This is a genomic window from Erwinia sp. SLM-02, from assembly GCF_037450285.1.
GTDB lineage: Bacteria > Pseudomonadota > Gammaproteobacteria > Enterobacterales > Enterobacteriaceae > Erwinia.
In genome coordinates, this window is the sequence record NZ_JAQISN010000001.1 from 1,193,127 (window position 1) to 1,211,706 (window position 18,580).

The 18,580-nt window shown below is 64.4% G+C and carries 11 protein-coding genes; all 11 read left to right on the forward strand.

Going from position 1 to position 18,580, the window contains the following annotated elements:
* Positions 1 to 24 precede the first annotated feature (24 nt).
* The 11 genes from PGH32_RS05515 to PGH32_RS05565 are packed head-to-tail and all read left to right on the forward strand — an operon-like array spanning position 25 to position 18,493.
* Positions 25 to 1,392 carry a CpaF family protein gene (locus PGH32_RS05515; RefSeq protein ID WP_337893424.1) on the forward strand — a complete coding sequence of 456 codons (1,368 nt, stop codon included), beginning with the start codon at positions 25 to 27 and terminating at the stop codon, positions 1,390 to 1,392.
* 9 nt (positions 1,393 to 1,401) lie between these two features.
* The gene (locus PGH32_RS05520; RefSeq protein WP_337893425.1) at positions 1,402 to 2,379 is read left to right on the forward strand and encodes a type II secretion system F family protein; all 978 of its coding nucleotides are present in this window, start codon (positions 1,402 to 1,404) and stop codon (positions 2,377 to 2,379) included.
* A 13-nt stretch (positions 2,380 to 2,392) separates the two neighbouring features.
* Positions 2,393 to 3,361, forward strand: a complete 969-nt coding sequence (locus PGH32_RS05525) for a type II secretion system F family protein (protein WP_337893426.1) — start codon at positions 2,393 to 2,395, stop codon at positions 3,359 to 3,361.
* Positions 3,362 to 3,375: 14 nt separating this feature from the next.
* Complete coding sequence (locus PGH32_RS05530; protein WP_337893427.1) at positions 3,376 to 4,230, forward strand: tetratricopeptide repeat protein; 855 nt, start codon at positions 3,376 to 3,378, stop codon at positions 4,228 to 4,230.
* Positions 4,227 to 4,733 carry a TadE/TadG family type IV pilus assembly protein gene (locus tag PGH32_RS05535; protein ID WP_314422145.1) on the forward strand — a complete coding sequence of 169 codons (507 nt, stop codon included), beginning with the start codon at positions 4,227 to 4,229 and terminating at the stop codon, positions 4,731 to 4,733. The genes PGH32_RS05530 and PGH32_RS05535 overlap by 4 nt, the downstream gene beginning before the upstream one ends.
* Positions 4,726 to 5,313 (forward strand): TadE/TadG family type IV pilus assembly protein, encoded by a 588-nt coding sequence (locus tag PGH32_RS05540; RefSeq protein ID WP_314422143.1) that lies wholly within the window; start codon positions 4,726 to 4,728, stop codon positions 5,311 to 5,313. Before PGH32_RS05535 ends, PGH32_RS05540 begins: the two co-directional genes overlap by 8 nt.
* A gap of 4 nt (positions 5,314 to 5,317) precedes the next feature.
* The gene (locus PGH32_RS05545; RefSeq protein ID WP_337893428.1) at positions 5,318 to 6,895 is read left to right on the forward strand and encodes a hypothetical protein; all 1,578 of its coding nucleotides are present in this window, start codon (positions 5,318 to 5,320) and stop codon (positions 6,893 to 6,895) included.
* A gap of 37 nt (positions 6,896 to 6,932) precedes the next feature.
* Positions 6,933 to 14,615 carry a putative Ig domain-containing protein gene (locus tag PGH32_RS05550; RefSeq protein WP_337893429.1) on the forward strand — a complete coding sequence of 2,561 codons (7,683 nt, stop codon included), beginning with the start codon at positions 6,933 to 6,935 and terminating at the stop codon, positions 14,613 to 14,615.
* 19 nt (positions 14,616 to 14,634) lie between these two features.
* The gene (locus PGH32_RS05555) at positions 14,635 to 16,389 is read left to right on the forward strand and encodes a TolC family protein (protein ID WP_337893430.1); all 1,755 of its coding nucleotides are present in this window, start codon (positions 14,635 to 14,637) and stop codon (positions 16,387 to 16,389) included.
* A 38-nt stretch (positions 16,390 to 16,427) separates the two neighbouring features.
* Positions 16,428 to 17,156, forward strand: a complete 729-nt coding sequence (locus PGH32_RS05560) for an efflux RND transporter periplasmic adaptor subunit (protein WP_337894261.1) — start codon at positions 16,428 to 16,430, stop codon at positions 17,154 to 17,156.
* Positions 17,153 to 18,493 carry an efflux RND transporter periplasmic adaptor subunit gene (locus PGH32_RS05565; protein WP_337893431.1) on the forward strand — a complete coding sequence of 447 codons (1,341 nt, stop codon included), beginning with the start codon at positions 17,153 to 17,155 and terminating at the stop codon, positions 18,491 to 18,493. The genes PGH32_RS05560 and PGH32_RS05565 overlap by 4 nt, the downstream gene beginning before the upstream one ends.
* Positions 18,494 to 18,580 lie beyond the last annotated feature (87 nt).

The following is an 18,580-nucleotide window of genomic DNA, read 5'->3' on the forward strand; positions in this document are numbered from 1 at the left end:
CGAACTAACGTGAGGAAAAATCCCATGCTGATGCGTAAACCTGCCGCCCCGCGTCGTGAAGAGCCGGCCAGAAAAACCGAAGCCGCCCCACAGGCCGCCAGCGCGGTCGAGGTGCCGGAAGCGCGCCAGGCCGCCCCCGCGCCGCGCCCGCAGGCGGAAAGCCGCAACGGCAACCGTCGGCTGATCCGCTCGCAGCTCTATGACCTGATCGATGCCGGTCGCGCAGCGGCGATGTCCCGCGACAAGCTGCTGCTGCAAATCCAGTCGGCCATCCGCCAGCTGTGCGATGACCAGCGCCTGCAGCTCTCGCGGCAGGAAGAGGAGCTGATCGCCGGTGAAATGCTCGACGAGATGACCGGCATCGGCCCGATCCAGCCGCTGCTCTCTGACGACACCGTCAACGATATTCTGGTTAACGGTGCCGGGCAGGTGTTTATCGAGCGCTTCGGCAAGCTGGAGCTGTCGCCGATCACCTTTATCGACGAAGAGCACGTGTTTAACACCGCCCAGCGCATTGCCGCCGGGGTGGGCCGCCGCATCGATGAATCCAGCCCGATGGTCGATGCCCGCCTGCCGGACGGCAGCCGCGTCAACGTCATCACCTATCCGCTGGCGATCGACGGCACCACCATTTCGATCCGTAAATTTATGCGCCGCAACCTGTCGCTGGAGCATCTGGCGTCGCAGGGCTGTATGTCTCCGGCGATGGCCGACGTGCTGAACAAAGCGATGCAGGCGCGGCTGAACGTGATTGTCTCCGGCGGTACCGGTGCCGGTAAAACCACGCTGCTGAACGCGCTGTCGCAGAAAATCGACAGCACCGACCGCATCATCACCATCGAAGACGCCGCCGAACTGCAGCTGCAGCAGGAGCACGTGGTGCGTCTGGAAACCCGCCCGGTCAGCGCCGAGGGCAGCGGCAAGGTCGACCAGCGCGACCTGATGCGTAACGCCCTGCGTATGCGCCCGGACCGCATCATCCTGGGCGAGGTGCGCGGCGGCGAGTGCTTCGACATGCTGCAGGCGATGAACACCGGCCACGACGGATCGCTGTGTACCGTGCACGCCAACACCACCCGCGATGCGGTTCAGCGCCTGGAAAACATGGTGATGATGGCCAATATGCAGCTGCCGCTGATGGCCATCCGCCGCCAGATCGCCAGCGCGGTGCATCTGATCGTGCAGATCGAACGTATGCGCGACGGCATGCGCCGCGTGGTAGCGGTCAGCGAGCTGTGCGGCATGGAAAACGAGGTGCTGCAAATGCAGGACCTGTTCAATTTCCGCGTCACCGGATCGGACGGCCAGGGGCGCATCACCGGCGAGTACGTGCAGACCATCCAGCGCCCGCAGTTCTATGCGGACAAAGCGCACCTGTTCGATGCGTACTAAGGGAGCCTGATGAACGCGTTTAAGCTGAATCTGATCACCGGGCTGGTCTTTCTTTCCGTACTGATTGTGGTGCTGGCCGTCAGCCACTGGCGGCGTCAGCGCCAGCTGGATGAACAGCGCCGCCAGCGCTTCGCGCAGATCCTCGGTGAGGGGGCGGAAGCCGCCGGTGAGGAGGATGTGTCGATTCTGCGCAGCCAGGCGCAGACGCCGCTGGCCTCGGTGCCGCTGCTCGGGCCGCTGCTGGCAAAACTGTGGCAGCAGCTGGCGTTTATCGGCTGGCAGTCGACCCTGCGCAAGCGCCTGCTGATCCTCTCTGCAGTTGGACTGCTGGTGGGAATGACCCTCGGTCAGCGCACGCCGCTGCCGCTCACTTTTGGTCTGCTGTTCTCGCTGCTGGTTACCCTGGTGCTCGGCGTGCTGCTGTTCCGCGGCACGCTGCAAAAACACCTGCACCAGCTGCGAGAAGGGCTGCCGGATGCCATTGACGCCATCACCCGCAGCGTGCGCGCCGGGGTACCGGTTGCCAACACCTTCGGTCAGGTGGCCTCACACCTCAGCGGCCCGCTGGCCACCGAGTTCCGCACCATCGATCACTGGCTGAAGCTGGGCATTCCGCTGCGCCAGGTGATCCAGACCTCCGCCGGACGGGTGCCGATGGCCGAATACCGTTTCTTCGCGGTGATCCTGATCATCAACCAGGAAGCGGGCGGCCGCTTAGGGGAAACCCTGGAACGCCTCGCCACCACGCTGCGCCAGCGCCGCGAGCTGGCGATGAAGGTGCAGTCGAAAACCTCAGAGGCCCGCGCCTCGGCAAAGATCGTCGCCGCGCTGTTCCCCTGCTGCCTGGGCTACATGTACCTCAAGTCGCCGGAGGACATCACCTTCCTGTTCAGCGATCCGGTCGGCAGCACCATTCTGATTTACGCGCTGTGCAGCATCACGCTGGGCATGCTGATCACCCACCTGATGGTTAAACGCATCGCGTAAGGAGCTTTGAACCATGAGTCATAACCCGGATTCAATGCTGTGGCTGGCCCTGCTGCTGATTGTCGCCGGCCTGTGGCTGCTGCTGAAAAGCCGCCGCAGCGGCGCACTGCAGCGCCTGCAGGCACGCCTGGCGCCGCATCTCGGTGCCGGTGACGCCGGGCAGGGCGGCACGGCCGACGAACTGAGCATTCTGCGCAACCAGGGGGCCGCGCTGTCCCCGCAGCTGGAAAAGGTGCTGATGCCGGTGGCCCGCTTCGGCGAGCGGATGGCGGGATCGGACCGCGATCGCCAGCAGCTGCGCCGCCTGCTGGACCTGGCCGGATTCCGCCGGGTGGAAGCGCTCGGCTGGCTGCTGAGCGGCAAGCTGGCGACCGGCGTGGCGCTGGGGCTGCTGCTTAACGTCGGCGCGCTGCCCGCCGGTGACCGCTTCAGCCTGACCGGGCTGGCGGCGATGCTGATTGGCTTCTTCGTCGGCGGGCTGCTGCCGGAGTTCTGGCTGAAGATGCGCGCCGCCGGTCGCGGGGAAAAGCTGGCCCGTGCGGTGCCCGATGCGCTGGATCTGATGGTGGTCTGCGCCGAAGCGGGCCTGCCGATTGGCCGCGTATTGCAGGTGGTCTCGAAGGAGCTGGGCCTGTCCGCACCGGAAATGGCCGACGAACTGCGCTACACCGCCGCCGAACTCCAGATCCTTGCCGACCGTAATACCGCGCTGTATCACCTGGCCGAGCGCACGCGGGTGGCGGAAATCGAAAGCATGGTCGCCACCCTGCTGCAGGCGGAGCGCTACGGCACGCCGCTGTCCCAGGCCCTGCGCACCATTGCCGATGAAAGCCGCAAAACCCTGTTGCTGACCCTGGAAGAGAAGGCGGGCAAGCTGCCCGCCCAGCTCAGCGTACCGCTGATGGCCCTTATTCTGCCGCCGATTATCGCCATTATGGCCGCACCCGCGCTGCTGCGCGTGATCCGCCTGCTGGCCCAATAACGAGAGAACCTGAAATGTCGATGAAAAAATCCCCGTCACTGTTGACCCCGCGCCTGCTGCTGGCGCTGATCTGCGGCCTGATGTTGGCCGGCTGCAGTTCCGGCTTGGGACTGAAGGGCAGTAAAGATGAAGGGCTGAAGCTGGCGCGCCTGCTGCGCGATCAGGGTCGGCTGGAAGCGGCCAGCGAAGTGTATGCCCGCCTGGACGCGCGCGGCAAGCTGAGCGGTGCCGAGATGCTGGAATACGCTACCGTCAGCGCGCCGGTGCAGCAGCCCGCGCAGGCGCTGGCGCTGTATGGCCGCGCGCGCAATGCGCTGGGGGGCAATATCGACAAAATGGCGGACACCGAAGCGCTGGCCCTGTGCCTCGGCATGGGCCGCGCCGAGCTGGCGCTGGGCCGTATGACCACCGCCGGTAAAGACTTCGAGTGTGCGCTGCGACGCGACGGCGGCAACGCTACCGCGCTGAACGGCATGGGCGTACTGCTGGATGCCCAGGGCCGCCACGACGAGGCCCGCAGCCGCTTTGAGCAGGCGCTGCAGAGCGAGCCGGGCAACGTGGCGGTGATGAACAACCTCGCGCTCTCCTGGCTCTCCAGCGGCCAGCCGGATCGCGCCATCGGCCAGCTGCGCACCGCCGATATGAATAACCCGTCGCTGCGCCTTAACCTGGCGCTGGCCTATCTCTATAAGGGTGATGAGGCCGGTGCTCGCGATACCCTGTCACACCTGGCCGCCGCCGACCGCATCGATGGGCTGATCGCCACGCTGAGCACCCGCGCCGACGAACTGAAGCAGAAAGGCGGCAACGGTAATCCGCTGCTGCTGGCCAGTACCCAGATGCTGCCGCTCAGCGAAAACGCCCAATGACAGCCGTAAAGCTGCGCCGCCTCTTCGCCGCCGCCCGCTGCGAGCGGGGAGTGATCGCCACCGAGCTGGCGTTCCTCGCCCCGGTGGTGCTGGTGGGCGTGATGATGCTGTTCGAACTGGCGCGCATCGGGCTGGTGATTGGCATCGGCAGCGTGGCGCTGGATAACGCCGTGCAGTCGTTTCGCCTGGACACGCTGGAAAGCGAAAGCGCCAGCGATATGGCCGATTCGCTGCGCAGCCGCATGGTGAAAGCGGGGTACGGCTATATCTCCGCCGACGATCTGTCGGTCAGCGTGCTGCACTTTGACAGCCTGAGCGAGCTGGGTGGGCTTACGGTGTCCGACGATGAGCAGGGCGAAAACCGCCAGACGCTGCCGGTGTGGTCGGTGACCGTGCAGATCAAGAAGGAGTTTCTCTCGCCGCTGCCGGAGGTGCTGTCGCTGGGGAATACCTTCCGCTACCAGTACAAACACGTTTTCGGTACGGAACTGAACGATGAATAACCTTCTGCGTCGCCTGTGGCGGCAACAGCGCGGCTCGCTGGCGGTGGAAACCGCGCTGGCGCTGCCGATCGTGCTGGCGGCGGGGGCGGTGCTCACCGACCTGATCACCGTTGAGCTGGAGCGCGAACATCTGGAGCAGCGCGCCGGGGCGATTGTCTCGGTGCTGGCGATGCAGACCGAGCTGACCCGCCAGGGGCTGAGCGGGCTGCTGGCCGCGACGATCCCCGATGAAAACACCGGCAGCTACCAGCTGAATATCGCCAACGTGCGGCAGAACGGCCAGGTCTACTGGCAGCTGTCGCGGGGCAGTAACACCGCTATCTGTACCGATAACGTGGTGCCCACCGGCAGCATCTGGCCCGGCGAACTGCCGGAAGTGAATGAAGAGACGGGCAAAGAGAATGTGTCGATGATGGTGGTGGAACTGTGCCGCAACGGCAGCGATCTCACCCTGCTGGGCGGTATGACGGTGAAAAACCAGCTTCAGGTCACCGCCGTCAATCGCGTGACCCGCAACACCGTGACGCTGGACGCCACGCTGGCGGCGGAAGCCGGGCTGGAGGAAGAAGCCGATGAATAAGCCGATGACTAAGCCTTTTAGCGGACTGCACCGCGCCGTTCGCCGCTTTTGCCAGCAGGAAAAAGGGGCGGGAACCGCGTTCTACGTGCTGGGCATGATGGCGCTGCTGGTCAGCGGCGCGTTTATTATCGACGGCATGCAAACCACCGGCGACGCGGCGCAGATCAAGCGGGCGGCGGATGCGGCGGCGCTGGCGGTGGGGCGCGAGTCGCTGATTAAAAACAACAGCAGCTTCGGCGACGGTGAAAAGCAGCAGCTGGCCTGGGAATACGTCCGCACCAACCTCGGGCTTAACAGCCGCCTGGCGGAGCAGCTGCGCATCTCTGATATTGCGGTCAGCGAAGGACGGACGGATAAAGCCCATCGCACCTTTACCGTCAGCGTCAGCTACGCCAGCGATCCCGAACTGCTGGATGTCGGCCCGCAGGAGCAGGAGATCTACTCCACCGCCGAAGTGATCTATCGCCCGGCGGAAGTGGCGATGATACTGCCGAACACCTCCAGCGAGCAGGCCGCCGACCTGGCGGTGCTGCGTCGCCTGACCAATACCTTTGCCGATGAGTTCCTCACCGACTTCCCGGATCGGCGAATGGCGCTGGTGCCCTACAGCCAGTCGGTCAGCGTCTGGGATGCCGATAACTGGAGCACCCGCATTCGCAGCTGGTCGCTGAACCAGGCGCTGACGCCGGTCGAACTGACCTCGCTGTTTCGCAACAACGACTACGGTATCGCCAACATGGCCAGCCGCATGATGCCCGATCTGCAGTCGAAGCGGATGTGCCTCTACCGCGGGCTGGATCAGGGGGATAATTACTTCTGGGAAGAGGCACCGGCCAAAAGCTTCTGGATCCACTATCGCCACGATCTGCCAATTAACGCCACCTGGATGCCGTTTATTCAGTGGGTGGGACCGAACCCGGACTTCGGCCAGGCCACCGGGGTGAACGACACCCGCTTTATCGTCGGTGACAAGGGCTGCCCGACGGCGGCGCTGCTGCCGCTGACCGACGATCTCGGCAAGATCTCCGACCGCCTGGACCAGATGGAGTCGCACTTTAACATCAACTACGCCATCGCCATGGGCTGGGGCGCGATGGCGCTGTCCCCGGCGTTTCGCGGCGGCGACGGCTGGGGCGACAGCGACTATCCGCTGGACTTTAACGACGGCGGCAGCGGCAACCTGAAAGTGATTGTGATGATGGCCAATACTACCGGCGACTGGTTCGATACCGATTCCTACAACAGCTATGTCGGCGAGGCGATCGACGGTGGTGAAGAAACCGGCCAGGCCACCCCGGCCGCCACCGAACGCTTCCGCTCGCTGTGCAACAGCTTCCGCAACCGCGATATCAAGTTCTATTTCATCGGCGTGCGGCCGGGCGACCCGGAAGATTTCGGTCGCGGGCTGTTTGACCGCATTGCGCTGCCCGGACTGCAGGTGTGTACCAACAACGATGGCGGTTCGGTGGAGTTTGCCGACAGTTCCAGCTTCTCCGGGGCAGAAGGTCAGATCGGCAACAAGCTGGATGACATTCTGGCGAGCATCGATAAACAGAGCAGTTCCGTACGCCTGATCGAGTAATTCATCCGGCAGAACGCGTTAATTATTAGGTGAACTCATGAAAAAATCATCCACACGCCCGGCCTGGAGCCTGACGCTGGCGCTGGAGCCGCGCATGATGTTTGATGCCGCAGCGGTCACCACCGCCGCCGACGTGGCCGAAGCGACCGCCGTTGCCACCACCGCACCGGTCGCCACCGCGACGCCGGTCAGCGATGCGGTGTTTAGCATTGACGCTTCCGGCACGCCGGGTGCCGACGTGCACCTGTTCAGCAACGCCAGCGTCGCGGCGGACAGCAGCGGTGACGAAATCAGCAAGCTGACCATCAGCGTTAACACCAGCGGCAGCAACCAGGCGCTGGTGATAGACGGCACCGCCATTACGCTGACCACCAGCACCACGACCGAAACGGCCAACAGCCACTACTCCTACAGCGTGGCGATTGCCGATAACACCACCACCATCACGCTGTTTTTGAACAATGCGGGTACCGTGACCCCCGATGCGGTGGAGACCCTGATTAACGGTATCAGCTATCGCGCGCTGGACGGCGAAGTCGGCAACGGCACCGTCACCGTGCGGCTGGGAACCCTTAGCGACGCGCAAAACGACAGCACCGATCTCGACATCAGCAGCACGGTGACCATAGATAACGATAAAAACCTCGCGCCCGAAGTGGACAGCACCGGCGACCTGACGCTGCTGGACGATCTCACCGTGTCCGATCTCGCCGACGGCGCCAATGCCGTGAGCTATTCGCCGGACGGTGACTTCGCCTACGTCGCCAGCAGCACCGGCAGCGTGGTGGTCTACAGCGTTTCCGACAGCGGCGTGCTGACCAAACTGCAAACCTTTAGCGACGCGGCGAATTTTGCCGTGACCAGCGGCATGGCGGTGGGCGATAAGGCGGTCTATCTGCTGAACGTGGTGCCGAATGAAGGAGGATACGGTTCCACCAGCGCAATCATCACCCTGACCCGTGCCGCGGACGGTACGCTGAGCTTCGCCAGTAAAGAAGCCATCGGCGATACGCCAATCAATATGGCCATCAGCGAGGATGGTAAACAGCTTTATATCAGCTCTGAAGTCAACGGGATTTATATCTACGATATCAATGCCCAGGGCGCGCTGACCTTTGCCTCCCGTCTTACCGGCAATGTGGACCGCCATGCCGGGCTGACCTCAGTGGGCGACTATGTTTTTGTCATGACCGCGGGCGGAGACTTTCAGACGCTGACCGTACTGAAGCGCGAGGTCAAGAATGGCGTCACTACGCTGGTGGAAGTGGATAACACCACCGTGGCCTCGCCGCTTAATTACAGCTATCAATATCAGCTGGCCGCCAGCAGCGACGGCAGCGTGATCTATACCCTGAACACCAGCACCGGAGCGCTGATCGCCTGGCGCTTCAACGGCAGCATTTTAACGCAGGTCGAAAGCCGCACCATTACCTCGGCGAAAGACCTGGTCATCAGCAGCGACAACACTTTGCTGTACGTTAGCACCAGCAGCGGCGAGTTGTCGGTCTATGCCATTGCCAGCACCGGCGCGCTGACCCTGGTCAGCAGCCAGACCACCGGCGGCAGCACCGCGCTGGCCAGCAACGGCACCTCGCTGGCGGTGGTCGGTGGCAGCAGCGTGGAGGTGTATACCTCACTGATCACCTACACCGTCGGCGGCAGCCCGGTGGCGGTGACCACCGGCATGAACGTCTCCGACAGCAACTTCGACGTGCTGAACAACGGCGCGGGCAACTATAAAGGCGCCTCGATCACCCTGACCGCCTCCGGCAGCAGCGACAGCCAGTACAGCTTCGCCAGCGACGGCGGCCTGACCCAGCAGGGCAGCCAGCTGCTGCTGAACGGCAGCGTGATTGGCACCGTTGCCGCCAGCGGTAATACGGTGAAAATCACCTTCACCGTCGATGTGACCACCGCCACCGCCAACCAGGTGCTACAGCAGGTGATGTGGGCAACCACCGGCACCAGCAGCGCGCTGGTGACGCTCAGTGTGGTGGTCAATGACGGCCAGCTGAACAGCAACACCGGCACCGTGCTGCTGCGCGTGAACACCAGCCCGCTGCTCAATCAGGACGTTGCCGCTGGCTATACTCTGCCGCAGGCCACTACCGAGACGGACTACTGGCTGGAGCTGCCGGCGCTGTTTAGCGATGCCGACGGTGAAAACCTGATCTGGAGCGTCACCGGCCTGCCGGACGGTCTGACCTTCAATGCCGAAACCCGCACGATTTCCGGCTCCACCACGGCGGTCGGCACCTTCAGCATCACGATCGGCGCGAAGGACAGCACCGGTGCCACCGCCAGCCTGACCCTGTCGCTGGCGGTGGCGCAGATTGATAACCGTGCGCCGCAAACCAACTGGGACGCCAGCAATCAGCTCAGCTCGGCGGTGGTCAACGAGTCGTTCACCCTGAAGCTGGACACCACGCTGTTTAACGATGCCGATGCCATTTACGGCGACAGGCTGACGTGGACGGTGGAGGGCCTGCCGGAAGGGCTGACCTTCGATGCAAAAACCCTGACCATCAGCGGTACGGCGACCTCGCTTAGCGATAACACCATTACCCTCACCGTGACCGATAAATCCGGCGACAGCGCCAGCCGCGATATGACTCTGCGGGTGATCACCGCCGATGAGGCCGCCAACACCACACCGACGCTCGGCCCGCAGTCCAGCTCGCTGATCTACACCTCGCAGGGTGGCCTTGAGAACTATGGCTACTACGTGGACGCGATTAACCTGTCAGAAGACGGTACCAGCCTGGTGGTGATCGGTGGCACCGGGGCTAACTGGACCGGCACCCTTTACGTCAGCGTTTACAGCCGCGATACCAGCACCGGCAAGCTGACGCTGCAAAAAACCTATACCCAGGGCAGCGTCAATGACGGTAACGACGACAACGGTATTGAAATCGAAGGCCTCCAGGGCACCACCCAGACGGCGTTTTCCGCCGATGGCAACACCCTGTATCTGTCCGGTACCAACAGCAGCGGCCAGGCGGTACTGCAGGCATTTACCCTCGGCGATGACGGCTCGCTGACGGCGGTTTCCAGCGTTAATCTCAGCGCGGCGGCGGTAAAACTGGCGATGTCCGATGACGGCAGCAGCGTTTACGCGCTGACCGCCAGCGGGCTGTACCGCTACAGCGTGGATGCGCAGGGCAAACTCGCCGCGCAGGAGAACTTTACCGGACTGAGCAGCGCCATCAGCATGGACTTCGACGCCCGCGGCACGCTGTACGTCATCAGCAGCACCGGTAACATGAATCTTTACACCACCGACGGCAGCGGCGCGCTGAGCTACGCCGGTAAGCTGACCCGCGACGGCACCGCGCTGACCTGGACCGATAAAGACGGCAACGCCAGCAGTGCGGGTACGCTCGGCTCCGGCAGCGGGTTAAACGGCGGCGTCTTCACTCAGATGACGGTTTCCGACGACGGCTATATCTACGTGGTGACCGGTACCGCTAACTACCTGACCGTGCTGCACTACGATGCGGCGAACGGCAGCATGAGCCTGATCTCGTCAAAATCCGTCAACGCCGAGGTGGGCGGCTTCCCGATGTCGGTGACGATTTCCGCGGATGGCTCGGCGCTGTACGTCGGCACCAACGCCGCCAGCCTGGCGGTGTACACCATCGGTGACGGCGGCAGCCTGACCTTGCGCAATACCCTGCAGGGCGACGGGGCGATGATTGCGGTGGCGATCTCCGCCGACGGCAAATCGATCTACGGCGGTTCGCGCTACTACAAAACCGGCCTGCGCTCATTCGACAGCTCAACGGATCTGGTCTCCGTGGCGTGGACCGAACGCGGCAGCAGCGAGATCGCCAGCCAGCTGGTGCTTCGTGACGTGGATTACGATGCGGCCAGCGGCGGTGCGGGCAACTACAACGGTGCCACCATCACCATGGCGCGCGATGGGTGGGCCAACGCCGACGACAGCTACAGTCTGAAAGAGGGCAACGGGCTGACGCTGGAGAACGGCAATATCCTGCTTAACGGCACAGCCATCGCCAGCTTTAACGTCAGCGAAGGTACGCTGACCGTCACCTTTACCGCCGACGTTACCACCGCGGTCGCCAACCAGGTCCTGCATCAAATCAGCTGGCAGAGCACCAGTAAAGCGCCGGGCAGCACCCTGACGATGGTGGTCAGCATCAGCGATCCCTGGACCACCGCCAGCCAGCTGGTTGAGGTCAATGTCACTCAGATTAACGACGCGCCGGAAGTGAGCAGCCAGGCGACCGACCCGACCTATCGCGATACCAGCGGCAGCACGCTGGTGTTCAGCAACACGGTGGTGGATACCATCGAGAACGACCAGAGCATCGTACAAATCACCCTCAGCGTCAGCGGGCTGGTGAGCGGCGAGAGCGATTATCTGGTGGTTGACGGTAAAAACGTCCTGCTGGCCGACGGCGTTCGCGTGCTGACCGACAGCAATATCGTGGTGACGGTCAGCGTCACCGACGGCGTGGCTTCGGTCAGCATTGCTAGCGATGCGGGCATCAGCGCCGAACAGGCGCAGACGCTGATCAACACTATCGGCTACGGCAACCCGGATGCCTATCTCGGCAGCCGCGAAATCGTGCTGACCGGTATTAAAGACAACGGCGGCACCGCGCTCGGCGGCAGCGACAGTACCGATCTGGATATCCATTCGATCATCACGCTGCAGGCGCAGGATGCTGGCCCGCAGCTCAGTTCACCGGATAGCGATAAGCTCAGCTGGGCCGGAAGCCTCAGCGAAGTCAGCGGCCTCGGCACGATTATCCAAAGCGTGCTGTCGGACGACGGCACCAGCCTGTACGTTATCGACGGCAGCGGCAAGGTCGCGCTGTTCAGCCGCGATACCGCCACCGGGGCGCTGACCTGGCTCGGCAACATGGACAGCGGGCTGGGTAAAGTCGACAAGATCGCCCTGATTGATAACGGCAGCAAGCTGGTGATCAGCACCAGCGGCGTGCCCGAGGGCGGCTCAGAGGATGACTACAACTACAGCCTTAACACCTTCAGCATCGGCGCGGACGGTACGCTGACGCAGGACGACAGGATAGAAATGTGGGATATCAGCTCGGTGCTGGTCTCCGACGACGGGCTGACGATCTACGTGTATAACCAGAACGGCCTCAGCGCGATCGCCATTGATGCCGAAACCGGCAAGATGACCACGCTGCAGGATATCTATGCCGATGCCTGGAGCGAGCCGCGCCTGTGGCAGCCGGTGGCGCAGGCGATCAGCGGCGATTATCTGTTTATCGTTACCGATCCGGTATCCAGCCAGTTCCCCAACGCCATTATTGTCTACCAGCGCCAGGCGGACGGCACGCTGGCACTGCTCGGCGCGGTCTACGACCAGAGTACCGACGCCAGCGGCAGCAGGCTCTCCATCGACTCACCGTCGGCGATGACCGCCAGCGAAGACGGCAGCCTGATTTACGTCGCTACCAGCAGCGGTCTGCAAATCTTCAGCCTTAACCAGAAGAGCGGGCAGATCGTGCAGACCGGCGTGATGAGCGAGATCGGCGGCGTGACCGCACTGGCAACCAGCAGCGACAGCCTGTACGTCACCCTGAGCGACGGGACGCTGCAGGCTTACAGCATCGGCAACAGCGGCAGGCTGACCCTGACCTCCAGCTGGAGCAGCAGCGAGTACGCGGCGCTGAACGGTGCAACGACCATCATCACTACCCGCGACGGCGGGGTGATCGTCAGCGGCAGCCAGCTCGCCAGCCTGGTCACCGTAGTGGAAGAGGTGCGCTACACCGTCGGCAGCGGCGCGGAGCTGAACTTCAGCAGCGACGTTACGCTGAAGGATAAAGCACTGGACCTGCTTAACGACGGCAGCGGTAACTACGGCGGGGCGAGCTTGACCGTGACCGACAGCAGCGGGCTGGGCAGCTTTGCCTTTACCGCCGCCAGCGGTCTGACGCTGAACGCCGACGGCCAGCTGCTGGACAACGGCACGGTGACTGGCAGCTTCAGCCAGCACGACGGCGTGCTGATCGTTACCTTCGCCGACGGGGTCAGCAGCGCCACCGCAGGCCGGGTGATTAGCAGCCTGGTCTGGAACAATACGGATAACAACACCGGACGAGATGTGACGTTGTCACTTGTGGTCAGCGACGGCGAACTGACCAGCGGCACCTGGCAGCAGGCGGTGACCATTAACCATGCGCCGCAGAGCACCGACGTCAGCTATCAGCCTGCGGTGATCACCCTTGGCACGGCGTACACCGCCACGCTCCCGCAGGGGCTGTTTACCGATGCCGATAACGACACGCTGAGCTGGCGTATCAGCGGCCTGCCGGACGGTATCACCTTCGATGCGGCCACCGGCACGCTGAGCGGTACCGCCACTTCGGCGGGGGTCTACACCCTGAGCATCACCGTGACCGACGGCGACGGTGCCAGCGCGACCCGCCAGCTTGAACTGCGGGTGAACACCACGCCGGAACTGGGCACCGGTGAGACCAGCTTCAGCGTCTCGTCCGGTACGGCGGTAAGCGTGGCGCTGGCCGACACGCTGTTTACCGACGCCGACGGCGATGCGCTGACCTGGCAGGCGGATAACCTGCCTGCGGGACTTCGCTTTGATGTCGAAACCCACACGCTGAGCGGCACGCTGCCGTCCGGGCGCTACACCCTGACGCTGACTGCGACCGACGCCTGGGGCGCCAGCGTCAGCCGCACGCTGGTGCTGCTGGCCAACCGCGCGCCGCTGGTGACCGATGCCACCTTTACCCCTGACCAGCCAATTGCGGGCATCAACTGGCAGCAGACGCTGCCGGCGGATCTGTTTAACGATGCCGACGGCGATGACCTGACCTGGCGCGTCAGCGGGCTGCCGGACGGGCTGAGCTTTGACGCCGACACGCGTACCCTCAGCGGCCGCGCCGCCACCGACGGCAGCTATCTGATTACCGTCAGCGTCACCGATCCTTACGGCGGCGTCGCCAGCCGCACCTTTACGCTGACCATCCAGCCTGCCGGGGCGGGCGTGTCGCCGGTGGTGATGACCCCGGTGACGCTGTTCCCACAGACGGACGGTGATGCCGAACGCTTTATCTGGCAGGAACGCGAGCCGGAATTTATCCCGGTCAGCGCCGAGGCACCGCGCGATCCGCTGGTGCTGAGCGATACCCCGGTGCTGGCCAGCGGCCCGCTGGACTATCAGGCCACGCCGTGGCAGCTCGATCCGCTGATGCCCACGCTGATGCCGACGATGGAGAAGGTCAACTTCACCTCCCGTACCGCCGAGAACCCGGCGCTGGCGCGGGCCACCGCATGGCGCGGTGAATGGCACGACGGCGGCAACGGTCAGCAGGTCTATACGCTACCGCCTGGCCTGGCGGGGCGCGGCGGCATTGTGTCGGTCCAACTGGCCAACGGTCGCCCGCTGCCCGAGTGGATCCGCTATGACGCCGCCCGCCGCGAGCTGCAGATTGACGCCGCCGATGCCGGCCGCGTGGGTCAGGTTCAGCTGCGACTTGAGCGGGCGGGCGGCGCGCCGGCGCTGCTGCTGACGCTGCACGGCAGCGAGTCTGCGCGTGCGGCGGCGGAAACCAGCGAACGGTTCCTGATACCGACCAGCGGGGTACGCGTTCAGACGCAGCCGGACGTGGCCTTTAACCCGGGTGTTTCACACTCGCTGAATGCCCTGCGCGGCGACGGCGACGATTTGCTCCAGGCGCTGAATGCGCTGGCGCGTGACTAACAGGGATTCAACTTTATCAATGAATAATTTCAATACCATGGGACCGCTTTCAGTGACTCACTTTACCTCTGTTTCTGCACCCGTACAGGCGCCGTTCCTCGCGCCGCGCCGTTTAAGCCTGGCCGTGGCGCTGGCCTGCACCCTGCTGGCCGGATGCGCCGTCACCCCCGAGGCGATGACGCCTGCCGAGCAGGTGACGCAGGCGATGACCGACCGCACGCAGATGTTCAGCGACCAGGAGCCGGTGCGCGGCAACATTACCCTGGATGAAGCCATTGCCCGCGCGCTGAAGTACAACCTGCAGCAGCGCGTGGCGCTGATGGAGCAGGCGATGCAGGACGATCTGCGCAGCGTCGCCAGCCTGGATATGCTGCCGAAGCTGGCGGCCCGCGCCGGACTGCAGACCCGCGACAACGTTGCCGGTTCCAGCAGCCAGTCGGTGACCACCGGCCAGCAGTCGCTGGAATCGTCCACCAGCCAGGATCAGACCACCCGCACCGCCGATCTGACCCTGAGCTGGAACGTGCTGGACTTCGGTATCAGCTACGTTAATGCCCATATGCAGGCCAACAAAACTCTCGCCGCCGAAGAGCGCCGCCGCAAAGTGGTGGCGGATATTACTCGCCAGGTGCGCACCGCCTGGTGGGAAGCGGCCACCGCGCAGCGCCTGAAGCCGGAAGTCACCCGCGCGCTGGGTGAAGCGAAGCGCTCGCTGGACTATGCCCGCGCCACCGAGCGCGAGCGCCTGCTGCCGCCGGTTGAATCCCTGCGCTTCCAGAAAAATATGCTGGAGATGGTGCGCCAGCTGGAAGTGGTGGACAGCGACTTGGCGCTGGCGAAAGCCCGCCTGTCCTCGTTGATGAACCTGCCGCCGGCCAGCGACTTCAGCCTGGTGGTCCCGGCTGAAAGCAGCATGACCGCGCCGAAGATGAGCTACACGCTGGGCGACCTGGAAAATATCTCCATGGTGCGCCGCCCGGAAATCCGCGAAGAGAGCTACGAAGCGCGCAACGCGGTGCTGGAAACCCGCCGTTCGCTGCTGCGACTGATGCCGGGTGCCACACTGTTTGCCGGGGTGAACGGCGACAGCAACAGCTATCTGGTGAACCACGGCTGGGCCACCGCCGGGGTACAGGTCAGCGGCAACCTGCTGAACGTGCTGGCGTGGTCGTCGGTGAAGCGTGCGGGCGAGTCAGCCGAACAGGTGGCGGAAGCCCGTCGCCAGGCGATGCGCATGGCGGTGATGGCCCAGGTTAACGTCTCCTGGCAGGAGTACCTGAGCAGCGTACAGATGTTCAACCGCTACCAGGAACTGGCGCGCGTGCAGCAGGGCATCTATCAGCAGACCGACCTCAGCTACCGTAACCAGGCTGCCACCCAGATGGAGCAGATCCGCGTCAGCACCGAGACCATTCTGACCACTCGCGCTCGCGACCGCAGCTTCGCGGTGATGCAGAACGCGCTGGGCAGCATCTGGCAGGCCGCCGGTCTGGATATTCTGCCGGACCGCGTTAACGACACCAGCCTGGCCGCGCTGAGCAGCAGCATCAACAGCACCAGCAGGCAGATTGAAAACGGGGCGATTGCCGTGCCTGCGCTGGGTGCGCCAACCGGTAAGGTCACCACCGCCGCGCCTTCTGCCGCGCTGCTGGCCGCCAGCCGTCCGGCCCCGGCCCCGACACCTGCACAGCAGGCGGTGAGCAGCCAGCCGTACGCGGTGAGCTCAGGCAACATGTGGGACAGCTACAGCTCGCTTTCCGGCGGTGCGCAGTGATGAGCAAAAAACGGGCGTATCCGCTGCTGCTGGCGCTGATGATGGTGTGTGCCGACCGTGCGCTGGCGGAGGACGCGCCGCCGGAGCCGGTGCGCGTCCAGCTCAGCGCGGTGCAGCAGACCACGCTTTCCAGCGGCATTGCGGCGCGGATCAATACGCTGACGGTGAAAGAGGGCGATAGGGTGAAGCAGGGCGCCACCCTGCTGAGCTTCGACTGCACCATGCTGAAAGAGAAGCTGAACTACGCCAGCGCCAGCGAACAGGCGGCGCGGAAAAAGCTGGCGGTGGCGAACCGGCTGGATCGCCTGAACTCGATCAGCGTCTCGGACGTGGAGCAGGCGCGTTCGGCGGTGAGCATGGCGCAGGCGGAAAGCGGCGTAAACAGGGCGATGCTCGACCGCTGCGTGCTGAAAGCGCCGTTCTCCGGCCGCGTGACCGAAACCCTGGTGCGCAACTGGGAAACGGTGCCGGAAGGCAAGCCGCTGCTGACGCTGTACGATGACAGCGCCTTTGAGCTGGAGATGATCGTGCCGTCGCGCTGGCTGCGCTGGCTGAAAGCCGGTACGCCGTTTACCGTGGCGCTGGATGAAACCGGGGAAAGCTACCCGGCGAAAATCGTCCGGCTGTCGTCGGCGGTGGATCCGGTCAGCCAGTCGGTGAAGGTGTTCGGCCGCATTGAAGAGCAGGGCGACGGCCTGCTGCTGCCCGGCATGAGCGGTGCGGCGCAGTTCAGCCTGCCCGCCACCTCCGACACGGCGGCGCAATGAGCGAGGTAAACCAGACCGCGGCAGCGGAAGGGCATCTGCGGGCGCTGAGCGAGCTGCTGCGCCTGCAGGGGCGGATGCGCGAGCTGGCCAGCAGCGACGAGCTGGCCTTCTTTATGGTCAATGAAACTCATCGCCTGACGCCCTACCGCCAGGCGCTGCTGTGGGACGGCGTCAGCGGCAGGCTGCGCGCCGTTTCCGGTATCGCCGCGCCGGACGGCCACGCGCCGTTCAGCCAGGAGATGGCCCGGCTGTGTGCCCGCTGGCAGCAGAGCTACGGCCAGCCCTCGCGGCTGGATGCCAGCGTGCTGGACCCCGCCGATCGCGCGGTGTGGCAGGAGTATCTGCCCGCGTACGGTCTGTGGCTGCCGCTGCCTGCCGCGCAGGGTGAAACCGCACTGGCGCTGCTGCTGCTGCGTGAAACGCCGTGGCAGGACGGCGAGCTGCTGCTGCTGAAAGAGCTGAGCGGGGCTTATGGTCACGCCTGGTTCGGGCTGAATCCACGGCGCGGCGCGAAGCGGCAGAAGCCGAAGCGCGGCAGGGTGATTGCCGCCTGCGCGCTGCTGCTGGCGCTGATGCTGATCCCGGTGCGCCAGTCGGTGATCGCGCCCGCAGAAGTGGTGGCGCATCGCCCGGCGCTGCTGCGTGCGCCGCTGGCCGGGGTGATTGATGAGATCCTCGTGCGGCCCAACCAGGCGGTGAAGCAGGGGCAGGCGCTGGTGCGTCTGGACTCCCGCGAGCTGCAGAACCAGCTGGAAAGCGCCAGGCAGCAGTTTGCCGCCAGCGACGGTGAATATCGCCAGGCGCAGCAGCAGGCACTGAGCGATGCCGATGCCAAAGCGCAGCTGGCGGTGCTGGCCAGCCGCCGCGAGCAGGGGCGCGCCGAGATGGCCTTCCTGCAGGCGCAGCTTGCGCGCACCGAACTGGTGGCCCCGCGTGACGGCGTGGCGATTTTTGACGACGTCAGCGATTTGACCGGCCGCCCGGTGGCGGTGGGCGAGAAAATAATGCTGGTGGCCGATCCGGCGGACAGCGAGCTGGAGATCCAGCTGCCCGCCGCCGACGCCATCGCGCTGGCCCCGGGGGCGGAGGTGCGGCTGTTCCTCAACGTCGCGCCGGATAACGCGGTGGCGGCGACGCTGCAGCAGACCGGCTACCGCGCGGCGCTGACGGCGGAAAATATTATGGCCTACCGGCTGCGCGCCGGATTTACTCAGCCGGTTCCGCTGCTGCGCGTCGGACTGAAGGGCAGTGCGAAAATCTACGGCGAGCGCACGGTGCTGATCGCCTGGCTGCTGCGTAAGCCCTGGTCGGCGATGCGAGTCTGGCTGGGAGTATAACCGTGGGGACGTCAGTTAACGGTACGGTTCCGGGTTCTCTTGCTGATACAGCGGCGGCGCTGGCTGCTCAGGGATCGGCTTCAGGCG